Source organism: Anaerococcus urinomassiliensis (assembly GCF_900128425.1).
GTDB classification, from domain to species: Bacteria; Bacillota; Clostridia; order Tissierellales; family Peptoniphilaceae; genus Anaerococcus; species Anaerococcus urinomassiliensis.
In genome coordinates this window covers 1,652,961-1,669,167 of sequence record NZ_LT635782.1, presented here as the reverse complement: position 1 = coordinate 1,669,167, position 16,207 = coordinate 1,652,961, and the positions used below count along the sequence as shown (strand labels likewise).

The 16,207-nt window shown below is 34.5% G+C and carries 14 protein-coding genes and 1 pseudogene; 13 read left to right on the top strand and 2 right to left on the bottom strand.

Annotation, left to right across the window (positions count from 1 at the left end; all coding sequences use genetic code 11):
* Positions 1-5 precede the first annotated feature (5 nt).
* The 4 genes from BQ7474_RS08850 to trpA are packed head-to-tail and all read left to right on the top strand — an operon-like array spanning position 6 to position 2,801.
* The gene (locus tag BQ7474_RS08850; protein WP_073998490.1) at positions 6-446 is read left to right on the top strand and encodes a PTS sugar transporter subunit IIA; all 441 of its coding nucleotides are present in this window, start codon (positions 6-8) and stop codon (positions 444-446) included.
* Positions 447-455: 9 nt separating this feature from the next.
* Positions 456-737, top strand: a complete 282-nt coding sequence (locus tag BQ7474_RS08845; RefSeq protein ID WP_073998489.1) for a PTS sugar transporter subunit IIB — start codon at positions 456-458, stop codon at positions 735-737.
* Position 738: 1 nt separating this feature from the next.
* The gene (locus BQ7474_RS08840; protein ID WP_143180001.1) at positions 739-2,013 is read left to right on the top strand and encodes a PTS ascorbate transporter subunit IIC; all 1,275 of its coding nucleotides are present in this window, start codon (positions 739-741) and stop codon (positions 2,011-2,013) included.
* A gap of 8 nt (positions 2,014-2,021) precedes the next feature.
* Positions 2,022-2,801 (top strand): tryptophan synthase subunit alpha, encoded by a 780-nt coding sequence (gene trpA, locus BQ7474_RS08835; RefSeq protein ID WP_073998488.1) that lies wholly within the window; start codon positions 2,022-2,024, stop codon positions 2,799-2,801.
* A gap of 726 nt (positions 2,802-3,527) precedes the next feature.
* Here trpA and BQ7474_RS08830 read toward each other — a convergent pair.
* Together BQ7474_RS08830 and BQ7474_RS08825 are read right to left on the bottom strand one after the other, a co-directional pair.
* Positions 3,528-4,748, bottom strand: a complete 1,221-nt coding sequence (locus BQ7474_RS08830) for a diphosphate--fructose-6-phosphate 1-phosphotransferase (protein ID WP_073998487.1) — start codon at positions 4,746-4,748, stop codon at positions 3,528-3,530.
* A complete protein-coding gene (locus tag BQ7474_RS08825) occupies positions 4,748-5,569 on the bottom strand; it encodes a Cof-type HAD-IIB family hydrolase (protein ID WP_073998486.1) in 822 nt (273 codons plus the stop codon). The genes BQ7474_RS08830 and BQ7474_RS08825 overlap by 1 nt, the downstream gene beginning before the upstream one ends.
* 244 nt (positions 5,570-5,813) lie before the next feature.
* Here BQ7474_RS08825 and BQ7474_RS08820 point away from each other — a divergent pair, with 244 nt between their 5' ends.
* The 9 genes and pseudogenes from BQ7474_RS08820 (at position 5,814) to BQ7474_RS08780 (ending at position 16,191) form a co-directional block, all read left to right on the top strand.
* The gene (locus BQ7474_RS08820; protein WP_073998485.1) at positions 5,814-6,476 is read left to right on the top strand and encodes a YesL family protein; all 663 of its coding nucleotides are present in this window, start codon (positions 5,814-5,816) and stop codon (positions 6,474-6,476) included.
* 1 nt (position 6,477) lies between these two features.
* Complete coding sequence (locus tag BQ7474_RS08815; RefSeq protein WP_073998484.1) at positions 6,478-8,169, top strand: DUF4091 domain-containing protein; 1,692 nt, start codon at positions 6,478-6,480, stop codon at positions 8,167-8,169.
* Complete coding sequence (locus BQ7474_RS08810; protein WP_073998483.1) at positions 8,166-10,046, top strand: BglG family transcription antiterminator; 1,881 nt, start codon at positions 8,166-8,168, stop codon at positions 10,044-10,046. The genes BQ7474_RS08815 and BQ7474_RS08810 overlap by 4 nt, the downstream gene beginning before the upstream one ends.
* A 2-nt stretch (positions 10,047-10,048) precedes the next feature.
* Complete coding sequence (locus BQ7474_RS08805) at positions 10,049-11,359, top strand: family 4 glycosyl hydrolase (RefSeq protein ID WP_073998482.1); 1,311 nt, start codon at positions 10,049-10,051, stop codon at positions 11,357-11,359.
* Positions 11,359-12,543, top strand: a complete 1,185-nt coding sequence (locus BQ7474_RS08800; RefSeq protein ID WP_073998481.1) for a PTS transporter subunit EIIC — start codon at positions 11,359-11,361, stop codon at positions 12,541-12,543. The genes BQ7474_RS08805 and BQ7474_RS08800 overlap by 1 nt, the downstream gene beginning before the upstream one ends.
* Before the next feature lie 13 nt (positions 12,544-12,556).
* A complete protein-coding gene (locus BQ7474_RS08795; RefSeq protein ID WP_073998480.1) occupies positions 12,557-12,889 on the top strand; it encodes a PTS lactose/cellobiose transporter subunit IIA in 333 nt (110 codons plus the stop codon).
* Positions 12,886-13,200 carry a PTS cellobiose transporter subunit IIB gene (locus tag BQ7474_RS08790; RefSeq protein ID WP_073998479.1) on the top strand — a complete coding sequence of 105 codons (315 nt, stop codon included), beginning with the start codon at positions 12,886-12,888 and terminating at the stop codon, positions 13,198-13,200. Before BQ7474_RS08795 ends, BQ7474_RS08790 begins: the two co-directional genes overlap by 4 nt.
* 13 nt (positions 13,201-13,213) lie before the next feature.
* Positions 13,214-13,819, top strand: a pseudogene (locus tag BQ7474_RS08785) (ABC transporter ATP-binding protein); the annotation flags it as partial.
* Positions 13,820-14,070: 251 nt separating this feature from the next.
* Complete coding sequence (locus BQ7474_RS08780) at positions 14,071-16,191, top strand: GH92 family glycosyl hydrolase (RefSeq protein ID WP_073998478.1); 2,121 nt, start codon at positions 14,071-14,073, stop codon at positions 16,189-16,191.
* Positions 16,192-16,207 lie beyond the last annotated feature (16 nt).

The following is a 16,207-nucleotide window of genomic DNA, read 5'->3' as shown; positions in this document are numbered from 1 at the left end:
ATAACATGAAGAAAGAGTTTTTTAAGAAAGAATATATAAAGACAAATATTGATGCTACAAACCCAGAATCTGCTATTAGAGCTGTGGGTGTCTTGATGGAGGACAATGGTTTGGTAAAATCAACTTACACTGATGCTATGGTGGAGATTTTTAATGAGCACGGCCCTTATATTGTAATAGCTCCAGGTCTTGCCATGCCGCATGCAAGACCTGAATGTGGGGTTAACAAGGTTGGTGCTTGCGTTGTAAGTCTTTCAAATCCTATTAACTTCGGAAACAAAGATAATGATCCTGTAAAGATGTTAATTGGTCTTTGTGCCAAAGATAGTGAATCTCATATCGGATTGTTACAAAATCTGATGGAGATTTTATCTTCAGATGATAATAGAGAATTACTGATAAACTCAAATAATCAAGAAGAAATATTTAAGATTTTAAATAATTAGGAGGAATTTATGTACAAAATTATTGCTGTATGTGCTAGTGGTGTAGGAAGTAGTTTAATGACAAAACTTTACGCTCAACAAATTGTTGATGCTGAAGGTATAGATGCAAGTGTAGAAAACTCAGATATAACATCACTTAGTCCAAAAGATTATGATATTATCATACCAACTTCTGATTTTTCAGAAGCTTTAAGTGGTTATGAGGACAAAATAGTAAAAGTTTCTAATCTCACAAACAAGCAAGAACTCAGAGATGTGATAGTAAATAAAATAAAAGAATTGGAGGGATAATGTGCAAGGATTAATGTATTTCATAAATAACTTCTTAAGTCAACCTGTAATCATTATTGGTTTAGTAATTATTCTTGGACAAGCTGTTCAAAAAAAACCTATAGAAAAGATTATTAGTTCTGCTATTAAAGGAATGATTGGTTTTACACTTATTGACGTATCAGGAAAGAACCTAGGCTCTGCTCTTTTACCACTTCAGCCAATTTTTGGGAAAATATTTGGTATACCTTTACAATCAGCTGATGTAAACGCAGCCGTTGGAGAATCATTATCAGGCATAGGTGCTGAAATGAGCTTGATATTCGCTCTTGGCTTTTTAATGAACGTAATTTTAGCTAGATTTACAAAATTCAAATATGTTCACCTTTCAGCTCACGTTGCTTTTTTCTTTTCTGGATTAATAGCGGCATTATTAAAATACAACACATCATTATCATTCACAGCAATTATAATTATTGGTGGAATTTTGTTGGGTGCTTATATGACATTCACCTGCGCCTATGTTGATGCATACATGAAATATGTTAAGGGTGGAGAAGGCTTTACACTTGGTCACTCATCTTCAATAGGTATATTGTTAGCATCAGAATTAGGTTTAAGATTAGGTGATAGATCGAAGGATCTTGAGGATATAGAGTTACCAAAAAAAGTATCTTTTCTAAGAGAAATGACGGTATCGTTGGCAGTAGTAATGTTCTTCTTGTTCTTTACCTTAGCGCTTGTTGCAGGTCCAAGCTGGGTAACTGAAAATGTTTCTGCTGGCCAAGACATATTTATTTTCTCACTATTAAATGGTATACTTTTTGGAGCTTGGATTACTGTTACAATTACTGGTGTGCGTATGATGCTAAGTGAAATCATTGAATCATTCCATGGGATAGCTAACAAAATTATTCCAGATGCGAAACCAGGGTTAGATATTCCGCTACTATTTCCAAATTATGCAAATTCTGTAATTCTAGGGTTTTTAGTAAGTTTAGTTAGTGGCTTAATAGGTATGTGGATACTAGGCCTTATGAAGTATCCAGTTCCTGTTTTTCCAGCATTAATACCTACTTTTTACACTGGCGCTGTTACAGCTATTTTTGGTAATGCTACAGGAGGCAGAAGAGGAGCGATAATTGGATCTGCTATAAATGGATTATTACTTATTTTCGGTCAGGCACTTCTATTGCCTATGGTAGGGTCATACGAACCTATAATGAGAATATTATCAGAGACTGATTACTGCTTCTATGGCCCTCTACTAGGTTATATCCTTAAATTAATATTTTAGGTGATAGGATGAAGAAAACTAGCGAAAAAATTATAAAAGCATTTTCAAAGAAGGTCTTTATTCCTTTTATAATGTTAGCTGATCCTGATTATGATTCAACGATTGACATAGCAAAAACTTTAGAATGTAGTGGGGCCAGTCTTATTGAACTGGGTCTACCTTCTATAAATACACCACTTGATGGTTCATCAGTTAAAAAAGCTCATGAGCGTGCTTTAAAAAACAATTTTCCTTATGAAACTATTTTTGATTTGATTATAGAAATTAAAAGCCAATTGTCTATTCCTATCCTCATAATGGCATATTTGTCTGTGCTTGCTGAATATGGATTTTTTGACATTATAAAAAAGTTCGAAGATATTGGAATTGATGGGATGATTATACCTGATTTATTCGATGATAGGTATACTGAACGCAGACAATATCTTGAAAATTCATCGATTTCATTTATTAGTGTTATTAATCCGTATATGTCAGATAGTGAAATATTAGCAAAAACTAATCTTAGTGATGGATTTATTTATATTGCTGGTGGAACTAAGACTGGAAATTCATCAAATAGTATTACTGAAATAGAAGAATTAATACATCGCGTAAAATCAATTAGAGACATACCAACAGCTATAGGATTCGGTATTAGAACTTGTGAAGATGCTAAAATAAAATCTACGATTTCTGATGGAATAATTATTGGCTCAGCAATTGTAGATATAATAGGAGATAATCAAATTAATTATAAATATTATTTAGAAAATTATGCAAAGGAGATAATATTTTCAATTAGATAATATAATCAGTCCATTTAATAAAAATTTTGAAAATTCTACTTATATTTAACTTATAAAGTAGGTATGTATTTTAATTACTATAAATTGATGATTCATATGATTCCTAAAAAGTAAGCAATATATTTTATTAATTAAAATTTGATTAAGCTATTAGGAGGCATTTTATTGGCAGAAAACAAAATATGGTATTGAAATAAAAACAACAACTAACAAGGATTATTATAGCGAATATTTAAATTTCACAAGCGTAGACAAGCAACTATTTACTGGTGAAAATTTAATCAGAAGCAAATGCTTAGGATATAAGCAACACGTAAAAATGATACCATGTTTTAAAATCTGAAAAATCTAAATATTAAAGACTTCACGAATTATACAATAAGTGAATATATTAGTGAAAATACTAATATTCTGATTTAGCAGTTTAAGATAATATGAGTTAAGTAATAATAATAGGAAGTATTAAGAAAAAAGCTCTAGTATAAAATATAAAAAGACTATTGTTCCAAATTAGATATCTATACCATGAAATTTAGAACGACAATTTATAAAGAAAGATAATAAACAGATAAAAATGTAATATTAAATAACCTAATTTGTGAAGGTGAAGCAGTTAAATATTCAATATGTTATGCTAATATATAAGACTATCGACAAAGTAGGTAAAATTGCTACTTGTCACCTACTTTATCAACCGCCTTATCTAAGTATATAAAAAGGATAGTTTTACTTAATGAAATCTTTAAGTTTTACAAAAACTGGCAAGCCGTTTTGGTATTTTTGATTAACTTCACCTTCTATTAATGGCAAGGCGTAGTTTACTATTTTTTCATTAAGGATATTTTTATCCTCGATCCATTCTTGTGGGATTTTCTTTTCTAGGTTTGCTATTTTCTCTGGTCTAACTTCTGTATATGTGACCTTGTATTGATCGGAATCTTCTCTTACTAGTATTGGAATGAGATTTGTTTTGTCTTTTGATAGCTTTGCAGCCTTATAGCCAAGCTCGTAGGCTTCTTTGGCATCGGTTTTACTGATTGTGGTATTTGTCCTTTGAAGTATGGATAATTCTACTGCACGAGATTTAATTTCTAGTTCACTTCTTATGATATCAGCAAGTCTTTCGCCAACTCCTGCTACTATTTTGTGGTCAAAACCATCATCGGTATTTGAAAACATAGGCTTATCGAGAAGTCTTTCCCTATCTCTGAAGCCTTCTGCAAGAGCAACTATGAGGTTGTTTTCACTCTCTAGAGCCTTTTTGATTTCTTCTATTACTTCATCTAAGGACTTATTATCTTCTGGAAGATACAATAGGTTGACAACATCTTTTCCTGCTTGGTGGTTGGAAAGAAGAGATGAGGCTGCAAGCCAACCGGCATTTCTTCCCATGATTTCCACAAAGGTAACGGATTTGAGATTATAGATATCTACATCAGTTCTTAAGGTTAAGAGACTATGGTTGATGAACTTTGCTGCAGATCCAAATCCAGGGGAGTGGTCCATCTGACAGAGGTCGTTATCTATAGTCTTTGGGCAACCAATCACATTTATGCCAGAAATATTGTTAGAAACCATGTAGGAATTTAGCTTCATAACTGTATCCATAGAGTCATTGCCGCCTATGTAAACCAGGCTTGTTATTTCAAGTTCTTCTAGGGTTTGGAAGATTTGTTTGTAATTCTCATCGTCCATATCATCTGAAAGCTTGAACCTACAAGAACCAAGGATTGATGAAGGGCGAGCCAAAAGTTTTTCGCTTATTTTATTTCTTATAAAGTTATCCTTATCAACTTCCCTGTAATTTCCTGAAATAATACCTTCGATTCCATTTAAGGAAAGGTAGATATGGTCAAAATTATTTTCGATAAAGGCAGAAATGGCTCCAGCAAGGGATGAATTTATAACGCTTGTTGGTCCACCGGATTGGGCAATTATGGCATTCATTAATTTTCCTCTTTCTTTAAGACAAATTTTTCTAAGTAATCAGCTATTCCATCTTCATCATTTGACAAGGTCACATAATCAGCTACTGCAAGCATGGCTTTTGAACCGTTTGCCATGACAACTCCAGTTCCTGCAGCTTCAATCATGGACAAATCATTGTCCTCATCACCGAAGGCTATAACATCTTCCATAGCAATGTCGTAGTATTTGGCAATTTCCTTTAGGCTCTCGCCCTTGCTGACTCCCTTTGGCATAACTTCATAATAGTATGGAGTAGACTTTACAAGGGTGAATTTGTCAGAAAATTTATTGTGGATTTTATTTAGTGGCTCAGATATTTTGTCAGGATGGCAGGCAAATAAAACATTATTTGGCGTAAAGTCTACATTATAGCTAAGGTCTGGATCATAGATTAATTCCATATCGTTTTTCTTCTGAGTGTCTTCTAAGCGGTAAGTATCCATAGAATTGGTGTAACATTTTCCATCATAGTATATGGTGTAATTCATATCATCAAGGTCTTCAGAAAATTCCAAAAGCTCTTTCATATCAGCTAGGTCCAAAGTGTGGTTTATTATCATTTCCATACTTCCATAATTTGTGATTCTAGCGCCATTGTAGTTAGAAAGTAGACCGTCGTATTCATCTAGTTTAAGCATTTGTGCATATTGGAAAACACCCTTTGGATCCCTACCCGAAGCGATAACTACTATATTTCCTTCTTTGAGAGCATCTTCCAGAGATTTTTTGGTTCTATCTGTAATCTCACCTTGGCTATTTAGAAGTGTTCCATCAATGTCAAGTGCGATAATTTTTGCCATAATCCCTCCTTTTATCTTTCAATAGATAATATACAAAAAATTAGCAACTTTTCAAATTTCTATAAAATTGTAAAATTTTAGTAAAATTTTCAAATTGAAAACGTTATGTCCATCTTATAATCTTAGCAAGTAGAAAATAGTAGGTAGAACTTTTTCATCCTATATATTATAATCAAATTGAGAAAATACCTAAATTTTGCAAACTAAGAGCTAAAGATACTGTATTTTGAAAGGTGGTCTTATTGTGCTTGCTCAAAGATTTAAAAGCCGAGTTAAAGTCAGCGTATTTATTGAAAGATTATATTATTTTATGGCAATATCAATCTTGCACCTTCTAAGCCTTGTAATTGGCCTGTTTTTCTTAAGCCACATAGGATCTTTGGAAACATCCTACCAAGTCATAGATAAGATGTACCAAGTTACATACAGGGAAAAAGTAAGGATTTTCAAAACTTATCTTGCCAATTTTAAAGTTAATTTTAAAAGGACCTATCTTCGCTCTATAGGTACGACTGCCCTTATTGTTATTGGCTTTGTCGATATCATATATTTTTATATGATTGACACTCCTATTCATACTGGTGCTTTTTACATCGGTGTTATTTTATATTTTATTTATATTCACACACTACTACTGTCTTCTTTTTTGGATACCAAGTATGATTTGTCCAAAAAAGAACTTATTAAAAATTCTGTTTCAATAATTATTGTAAATATTGTAGATTTTCTATTAATGACTATAGTTATAGGCATTGTTGGCTATGCCCTATACAAATTTGCATTTATCCTTATTTTGATATTATTTCCAGGCATAGTTTTGGAATTTACCTACTATTATTACAAGAATATTTTAGCTAAGAGATCCATTACAAATATGATTTTTAACGTAGAAAGAAGGTCAGAATAATATGACTAACTATATTGAAAACGACAATTTGCTATTCTTTGAGGGAAACTTTGGCAAGCATTATTTGAAAAGAGACTTCTATAAGTATAAAGAAAAAGATTTTGACTTTGAAGATAGGAAGAAATTCCTTTACAAAAACGACTATTACATGGGCCAATATGTAGTACTAAACAAGTCAACTACTCCTATTGCTATTGAAATAGAAGTAAGCGATTTGATCTGTGGGTCAAATACTATAAAAGAGAAAAATATAGAGATTAGATTTACCAAGGATACCCTATGTTCTGTAGGTGTTGGCTATGAATGGGGAGTTTTGCCAGATTTTCCAAAGGAAAATATCCCAGATATATTGGACTATACTAAGAAAACAGACCTTGAAGAAAATAACTTGCGAGGATTTTATATCTTTATAAAATCAGATGCTAAAGCAGGATTTTATAAGGGCGACATAAGTATTAAAGGAACTAATCTTAGTCTACCAATAGAAGTTGAAGTAATAGACCTAGAAGCCGATAAAAATGACTTCGCCATAAACCTCTGGCAGTATCCTTTTACAGTAGCTAGATACTATGGGATTTGCGATGACGAACTTTTCAAAGAAAAACATCTAGACATATTAAGAGAACACCTAAGAGTTTATAAGTCTATTGGTGGCACGTCCATCACTACAACCATTGTAGATGACCCTTGGTACCAGCAGACCTATGACAAATATCCATCCATGGTAAGAGAAATTACCAAAGATGGGGAAGTTACTTATGACTTTACCTATTTTGACACTTACGTAGACTTGGCTATTGCTGAGGGAGTAGATGAGCAAATTATGGCCTTTTCCTTGGCTGATTGGTATGAAAATGACAGAAAAGATGAGGGATTGGTTTTAGGGCTCAAGCCAGGAAGTAAAGAATGGGAAGAATATTGGGATTATTTCTTGGATATCTTTATAGACCATTTGGATTCTAAAGGATACTTTGACATCACCTATATAGCAGTAGACGAGAGAAGTCCAGACATATTAGATGCTGTGCTAAAAGTTTTATCCAAACATAAAAACAAGGACGGCAAGACTCTAAAAATCGCCAGTCAATTGGGATATAAACCAGGTTATGTAGACATATACGATAGACTTGATGATATATCCTTTGGCTTTGTAGATATTAACGATGAAAACAAGGCCTATATAGACAAACGTGGGGACAAACTTACGACAATCTATACTTGCACAGGTATGTATCCAAATTCTTTTGCCAGATCTATGCCAATTGAAAGTGATTGGACTATACTTTATGCAAATTCTATAAATGCTAATGGATATTTGAGATGGGCCCTCGATGCTTGGGTCAAAGAACCCCTAGCAGATACCAGCCACTGGTGGCGGGAAGCAGGAGATGCATTTTTGATCTATCCTGAAGAATTAGATCAAAAAGTCAAAAAACCACGCACATCACCAAGATTTGAACATTTAAGATATGCAAGGTCTATGATAGGTAAGATTAACTATCTAATAGAAAATTTGAACGAAGATGACAAAAAAGAATTTATATCAAAAATCAAAACTATGAGTCCAAAAGCTTATATAAGTACTTCTATGGGGACAAAAGAAGCTGACGAAAAGGTCAGAGACGACCTATATGACGAAGTCATAGATATTTACAATTCTATTTATGAATATAGTAAGAAACTAGAGATATGATTGAAACTAGACAAAAAGAAATATTTGATTACTTGTCTGCTGATGATTCCTACCATACATCTGAAGAAATAGGATCAGCCCTAGAGATTTCTCCTAGTACGGTCAAAAAGGAAATAGCATATCTGAACAGGATAATCAAAGAAAATGGTGCAAAGATCAAGTCGACCAAGGGCAAGGGTTACAAATTTAAAGTGGTAGATGAGAAGTCTTTCACAGAGTTTTTGATAAATGATTGGCGAAGATACGCTTACTATCACTCAATCAATAGCTCGGTAGATTTTAGGATAGAAAATATCATCAAGCTATTCCTCTTCTCAGATACTTATATCAGGCAGCAGGATATAGCAGAGAAATTTCACCTAAGCTTATCTCAAGTAAACAAAGACATCAAGAAAACAAAAAAGATACTAGAAAAATACAACTTGTCTCTAGCAAGTAAACCCCACTATGGTATGAAAATCATAGGCGATGAAAAAGACATAAGAATTGCCATAAAAAATGAAATAGGGGAAGAATCATACATCTTTGACATAGACAAGGATAGAAAGATCTTAAATACCATAGAAGAAGTCGTAGAAGAGCTAAACTTCAACCCAGTATTTAATATGCCCTATGTCGAGGTCAAAAACCTCATCATCCACATATATATTGCCATACTAAGGATTAACCAGGGCATTACTATAAATCTGTCCAACGCTCTTGAAAACAAAGTAATACTATACGATGAATTCGAATTTGCCAAAAAGATTGTAGAAGAGCTAAATCAAAGGCTCGATATAATTATTCCCCAAGATGAAATCCACTACATTGCCATGCACCTTATAAGCAAAAATAGGATTGGTGATATAGAAAAGATTTCTCTTGAGATAACAGAGCTTACTGAAAATATGCTAGAAGAAATATATATGGTAAGCAAATATGACTTTAGAGGGGATATAGATTTGTATCTTTCCCTAAGCCAGCACTTGGCGGCCTTGCTTGAGCGTATGAAATATGGTTTTGAGATGAAAAATCCTATTCTAGATGATATCAAATCTAGAGGAATAGCCTACCATCTGGCAACTATTGGCATAAGTGTTATCAATAACAAATACAATACCATAATCAAAGAAGATGAGATTGGCTATATAGCCCTCCATCTTTTAGCATCAATGGAAGATAAATCATCTCCGAAGAAGAACATTTTGATAGTTTGTGGGTCTGGCAACGCGAGTGCTAGGTTACTAAAGGCTCAGATTGAAGATAAGTTCCAAGGATCCTACAACAAACTAGATACATTAGATATTACGAAGATTAACAATGAATCTGTAGAAGCTTATGATATTATAATTTCCACAGTTGACCTCAATATAGAAACAGACATTCCTATTGTCTATGTAGATATACTTTTAAAACAAAGAGATTATATGAATATCAACAAGGCCTTTGACCAGGAAGAACTAGCAGAAATTTATAGTATTTTTGAAAACTCTATATTCATTCACACAGATCAGATAGATGATTTTGACAGTGCTATAGACTTGCTGGCCAAAACTATTAGCCAAAAAACAGGACTTGATAAGTCTCATGTAAAAAATCAGTTGATAAAAAGAGAAGAGCTTAACTCGACCGGCATTGGGAAAATTTCTATACCCCATATGATGGAACAAGCTGATAGCCATACTTTTTCTGTGATTATTATAAGTGATAAGCCAATTAAGTGGAAAAATGGTGAAAAGATTCAAATTATGTATTCCTTGATAGTCGGCAATAGTGAAGAAGACTTGAAACTATACTATAAAAAATTGGGGAGGTTTTTAGGAGAAGAAAAGTTAGTTGACGAAGCTATACAAAGTAAAAATATGCTAGAATTTTGCGAAATATTTATGAAAGGATAATTATGGACAAACTTAAAATTGCTATAGCTGGTGCAGGTAGTGGTTACACACCTGGCATAATCTTATCAATACTAAACCACGATGATTTGGATGTATCTGAAATCAGACTTTACGACAATGACAAAGCCCGCAACGACGATATGGCCCTTATCATAGATTTTGTAATAAAAAAACGAGGCTATGATGTAAAGATTATAAAAACTGAAGATCCAAAAGAAGCCTTTACTGGCATCGACTTCGTGTTTAGCCAAATCAGAGTTGGCAAAATCGACATGCGTGAAAAGGATGAGAAAATCCCACTTAAATACGGTCTAGTTGGCCAAGAAACTTGTGGTCTTGGTGGCTTTGCCTATGCCTTAAGGTCTATGGGTGGATTCTTAGAACTTGTAGGCTACATCCAAGAATACGCACCTGATGCATGGATACTAAACTACACCAATCCTGAATCGGTCATATCAGAATCTGTAAGAAGAAAATTCCCAGATGCCAAGATCATCAATGCTTGTGATATGACAATAGGCATAGAAGATATGATTTGCAAGTCTTTTGACTATGATAGAAAAAATTGGATCCAAACATATTATGGACTCAACCACTTTGGCTGGTACAAAGAAATCTATGATACAAAATTACAAAGAGATGTAATGCCGGAGATTATCCAAAAGATTATAAATGAGGGATTTGACGTTTCTGAAGAAGATCCAGATTGGGCAAAGACATGGATATCATACAGCCACCTTGTGGAAATGTTCCCTGATAGATTGCCAAATAACTACCTAGAATATTACCTATTCCCAAATATGATTGTAGAGTCAGCAGACATAAATTATACCCGTGCCAATCAAATAATGGATGGTAGATACAAGAAAATCAAAGAAGTATCAAAGGCTATAAGAAATAACCCAGACCTAGAAGAAATAGACTACGACTCTACTTCCCATGGCCAATATATAGTAGACATTGCTGCAAGTATCCTCCATGACAAGAACGACAGATTTATGCTAATAGTTCCAAACAAGGGTGCTATTCCAAATCTCAGAGATGATGCAGTTGTAGAAGTGCCTTGCTATGTCAATGCCAGGGGAGCAGAGCCAATCAGCTTGAGGGAAGATATACCAGATTTCCATAAGGGACTTATGGAAGCTCAAGTTGCAGCAGAAAAACTCTTGGTAGATGCATTCTTTGAACACTCATACTACAAAGCCCTTCAAGCCTTCTCTTTGAACCAATCAGTTCCAAATGCTGATGTTGCGAAAAAAGTTTTGGATGAGCTAATAATAGCAAATGAAGGCTACTGGCCAGAGCTAAAATAATGAAAAAGGAGATTATTAGTCCAAAAGTTGAAGGCAAACTCCTAGAGCTTGCAGGCAAAGTGGAGATGAATCCTTACTTGCAGGCTATCAAAGGGGTGGCAAAAAACCTCCTTGCTCTTACTGTAGTTGGATCCATCCTAGCCTTAGTAGCTAAGAATTACTTGGTGGATTTAACTAGCATAAGTGTCGGTCTAATAGGGATTGTCTTTATCATAAATTTGAATGCTGAGATAAACAAAATTTTGGGAAATGAAGCAAACAAATACCTACTAATAAATTTACTTGCCATGATAGCCCTCCTATTTGGCATTAGTGAATTTGACCTAAGTAAGCTGGGGACAATGGGAATAATTTTAAGTCTAATATTTGTGCCTATCAATATAAAGTCTGCAAAAAAAATTGAAACTTATCTAGATCAAATTTTTGGAGAGAAAATCCCTTTTGGGGCAAAAGAAAAGCTCGTAGAAGTATTGGCCCTCATAATTATTGGCCTCATTTATAGCATGCTAGCATATTTATCGGTAAAAATATTTGCTATGTCCCTGGCATCTGCCATATTTGTCATAGTAAATCCAGTTTTAAATATCTTTGACCAGCCTATAGTACTTGGGATTTTGGTTTTTATTATACAAATATATTGGTGGCTGGGAGTTCATGGAGATTCTATAGTAGATCCCTTTATACTTCCCCTGGCCATAAGAAATATCAACGAAAACATAATAAATTGGTCCAGAGGTCTTGAACTTAATCATATATTTACAGAGACTTTTCTAAGTAACTTCTTGCTACTATCAGGATCAGGCCTAACTATTGGACTTATAATTATACTTTTATTAAAGAAAGGAAATCCTTTCTATGAACTGGGGCAAATGAGCATAAAACCAGCTCTTTTGGGGATTAATGAAAATATAGTCTTTGGCATACCACTTACAAAAAACAAAGATTTTTTCCTACCCTTTGTAATAGGTCCATCCCTTGTGGCAATACTCGTAAGTCTAGCCTTCAAATATGGATACATAGGAAAGGCGATAATACAGCCAGTTGGTGGTTTGCCATTTTTCGTCCAAGGATTTTTGATGAATTTATCCCTAAAATCCATACTTACCCAAGTAATAATTATAGGTCTTGCCACTTTGATATACAGTCCTTTTGCCCTTAAGCTAATCAAAGAAAATAATAATTAAAGGAGTAGCCATTATGGCTTTAGATGAAAAACAATATGAAGATATCTTTAGCATGATTATTCTGGCTGGAGATGCCAGAGCTTATGCAAGTGAAGCATCAAATCTAGCTGATGACTATGATTTTAAGTCTGCTGAAGAAAAACTAAAACAAGCTCGCGAAAAACTCGTAGAAGCCCACAATATTCAAACTTCATTTATGAATAAGGAGGCTAGCGGAGAAGGCGGAGATATAAATATATTTTTAGTCCATGCCCAAGACCATTTTTCCATGGCAAGCATGGCCATTGAATTTGCTGAAAAACTTATTAGAGTCTATAAAAAAATCCAAGGAGGTGAGGATAATTGAAGAAAGCTTTAATAATTTGTAATGCAGGAATGAGTTCATCACTGATGTCTGATAAGACTAGCGCTTATTTTAAGGATAATGGCAAGGATATAGAAGTCGATGCCACAACAGTGATGAAGGCTGACAAATCTATAGAGGATGGATCATATGACCTTTACCTAGTCAGCCCACAGATGAAACTTCATTTTGATAAGCTAAAAGATTTAGCCGATAAAAACAATAGAGAGATTTTACAAATTCCAGCTGATTGCTATTCTCCTATAAAAACAGGAATTGAAAAACTAGCTGATTTGATAGAAGATGCAATCTGATAGGAAGGATGCTATGAGAGAAATACGATTAGAACATATTTACAAAGATTATATTCCAGGGACCCATGTTATTAAAGACTTCAACCTGACTATAAACGAGGGTGAATTCATAGTATTAGTTGGTCCATCAGGCTGTGGAAAGTCTACTCTTCTTCGCATGATAGCAGGACTTGAGGATATCACAGCTGGCAAACTTTATTTTGATGACGAACTTATGAATGATGTCCACCCTAAGGATAGGGATATAGCGATGGTATTTCAAAACTATGCCCTATATCCACAGATGACAGTAGCCGAAAATATGGGTTTTGGTCTAAAAATGCAAAAAATCCCACAAAAAGAAATTGACGAAAGGGTAGATAAAACTTCCAAGGTCATCGGCCTAGAAGATTACCGTGATAGACTTCCAAAAGAACTATCTGGTGGACAAAGGCAAAGGGTAGCCCTAGGACGTGCAATTTCTAGAAACCCAAAAGTCTTTCTCATGGACGAGCCATTAAGTAACCTTGATGCTAAGCTAAGGGTTCAAACAAGGTCTGAGATATCAAATATTTCCAAGCAATTGGACAACACTACAATATATGTAACTCACGACCAAGTAGAGGCTATGACTATGGCAGCGCCGTTTATAAATACTGGCCTTTTTGCCAATATGGTCTTAAATGGTGAAACATGGGGCATTGTAGTTGGCCACGACCATGACAATAACTTTGATGCAGTAAAATATGGTGTCCACCTTGCGTATGCTAACTCAAGCGGCTACCAAACTTATGGCGACTTGCCAAAGGGTGGAAGTCTTATAGAGATAAGTCTTGATCCATATGAGATAAAAAAGACAAATGTTACTTATAGTGATATATAGGGGAACTAATGAATTCAATAATTAATGAAATTTTAGCAAATAAGAAATTTACAGATACTAGAATTGGAACTGATAGTCTTAGAGAATTTTCTAACGGTAACACTCTTCCATTGTTAGGCACCCCTCATGGCCTAAACTATTTTGCAGTCCAAACAGATGGTAGGAGTTCTTGGTTTTTCAATCCAAATGAGAGAGAATTCCAAGGATTCAGGTTAACTCACCAACCAAGTCCTTGGATGGAAGATTTCTCTTATATGACAATCTTGCCATTTTCAAAGGACTTGGATACTGAGTATCAAAAGGTTTACTATGATACTAAAAAATCTACTTTTAGACCAATAGTTAATAAGATAATCTATGAGTCAGGAGAAGAAGCTATAATAACAGCGGATGAAGAAGCAGCTATTATAAACTTTAAGGCAGATAGCGAAGTTTCCTTCAAAATATCAGGTCCTGGCATAGATTTTAGTCAAAAAGATGGAAAGATTGTTGGCGAAGTCATCAACTATTCTGGTTGTGAGGATGAAGATTTTACCATGTATGTGGAAATTCGCCTAGACTGTGACTTTGAACTAGAAAATATTGAAGGGTATTTTTATATAAAAACAAAAGCAAGAGAAGTCAACTTAAAACTTGCTAGCTCTTTTATATCAGAAGGCCAAGCGACCTATAATTATGAGAAAGCTTGCGATGATATATACGATATGATAGGATCTGCAGCTAGCAAGTGGGAGGACTACCTTGGTATATTTGATGTAGAGCTTACTAGAGAGCCTAGCCAATATGACCAATACGAGGTCTATGATAGAAAAGACCAAGTATCAATGTTCTATCATTGTGTCTATAGGTCTTTCCTATTTCCAACAAAATTCTATGAAATAGACAGAGATGGCAATGAAGTCCACTACAACACCCTAGCAAAAGAAGTGAGAACTGGGAAGCTATACACCAATATTGGTTTTTGGGATGGTCAAAAGACCTTATTCCCACTTTTAAGCCTTGTTGCTACAAAGGACTACGAAGATATATTGGAGGGAGTATATAACTCTTATAAGGAAACAGGATTTCTTCCTAAGTGGCTATCTCCAGATGAGAGAGGGCTAATGCCAGGAACCCTTGTTGATAGTGTGATAGCTGATGCTATAACAAAGGACATTGGAAGTGACTTGGCCGATGACTTACTAAAAGCTATGATAGATTCTTCAGAAAAAGAATCTGACGACCCTCACTATGGCAGATATGGTGCTTATGAATTTAGAGAAAATGGATATATTTCATCTGACAAACACGAATCAGTAAACCAAACCCTAGACAACTGCTTGTCTGATTTTTCTATAGGAGTAGCTGCTAAAAAGCTTGGCTATGATGATTTGGCAGAAAAGTATCTAAATTATTCCCACAATTGGACCAATCTTTTTGATCCAGATACTAAGTTTTTAGTAGAAAAAGATAAAAATGGCAAATTCAAAGAAAACTTCGATCCATACGATTGGGGATCACCTTACACCGAGGGTGGAGCTTATCAAAATTCTTACAATATGTACCACGATTTTGATAAACTAGTAGAACTCTTTGGATCAAAAGAAGCTTTCAAAGAAAGGCTAGATGAGCTTGTAAATGCTGATTCTAACTTCAATATAGGTCATTACGATTGTGTTATTCACGAGATGCTAGAAGTTGAGACAGCACATTTTGGTCAAGTCGGTATATCCAACCAACCTAGTTTTCACCTACCATACCTCTACCACTTTGTAGATAGGCCTGATCTAAGTAAATATCTGGTGAAAAATCTCCTATTAAACTATTTCAGATACGACTTTAAGGGCTATCCAGGTGATGAGGACAATGGTTCTATGAGTGCTTGGTACATTCTTTCCGCCCTAGGTATCTATCCAGTATGTCCTGGTACAAGCGAATATATGCTAGGAATTGGCTTATTTGATAAGGTCAGCATAAAGCTTGCTAATGGCAATACACTTAAGATACTAGTAGATGAGAACTACCATCATAAGAAGTTTGTAGACACTATAAAAATAGATGGCAAAGTCATAGATGAGAGAAAAATTTCCCACGAAGACTTTATAAATGCCAAAGAAATTGTTTATAGACTAAACATAATAGGAAAATAATAGAATCTCGGTTTTT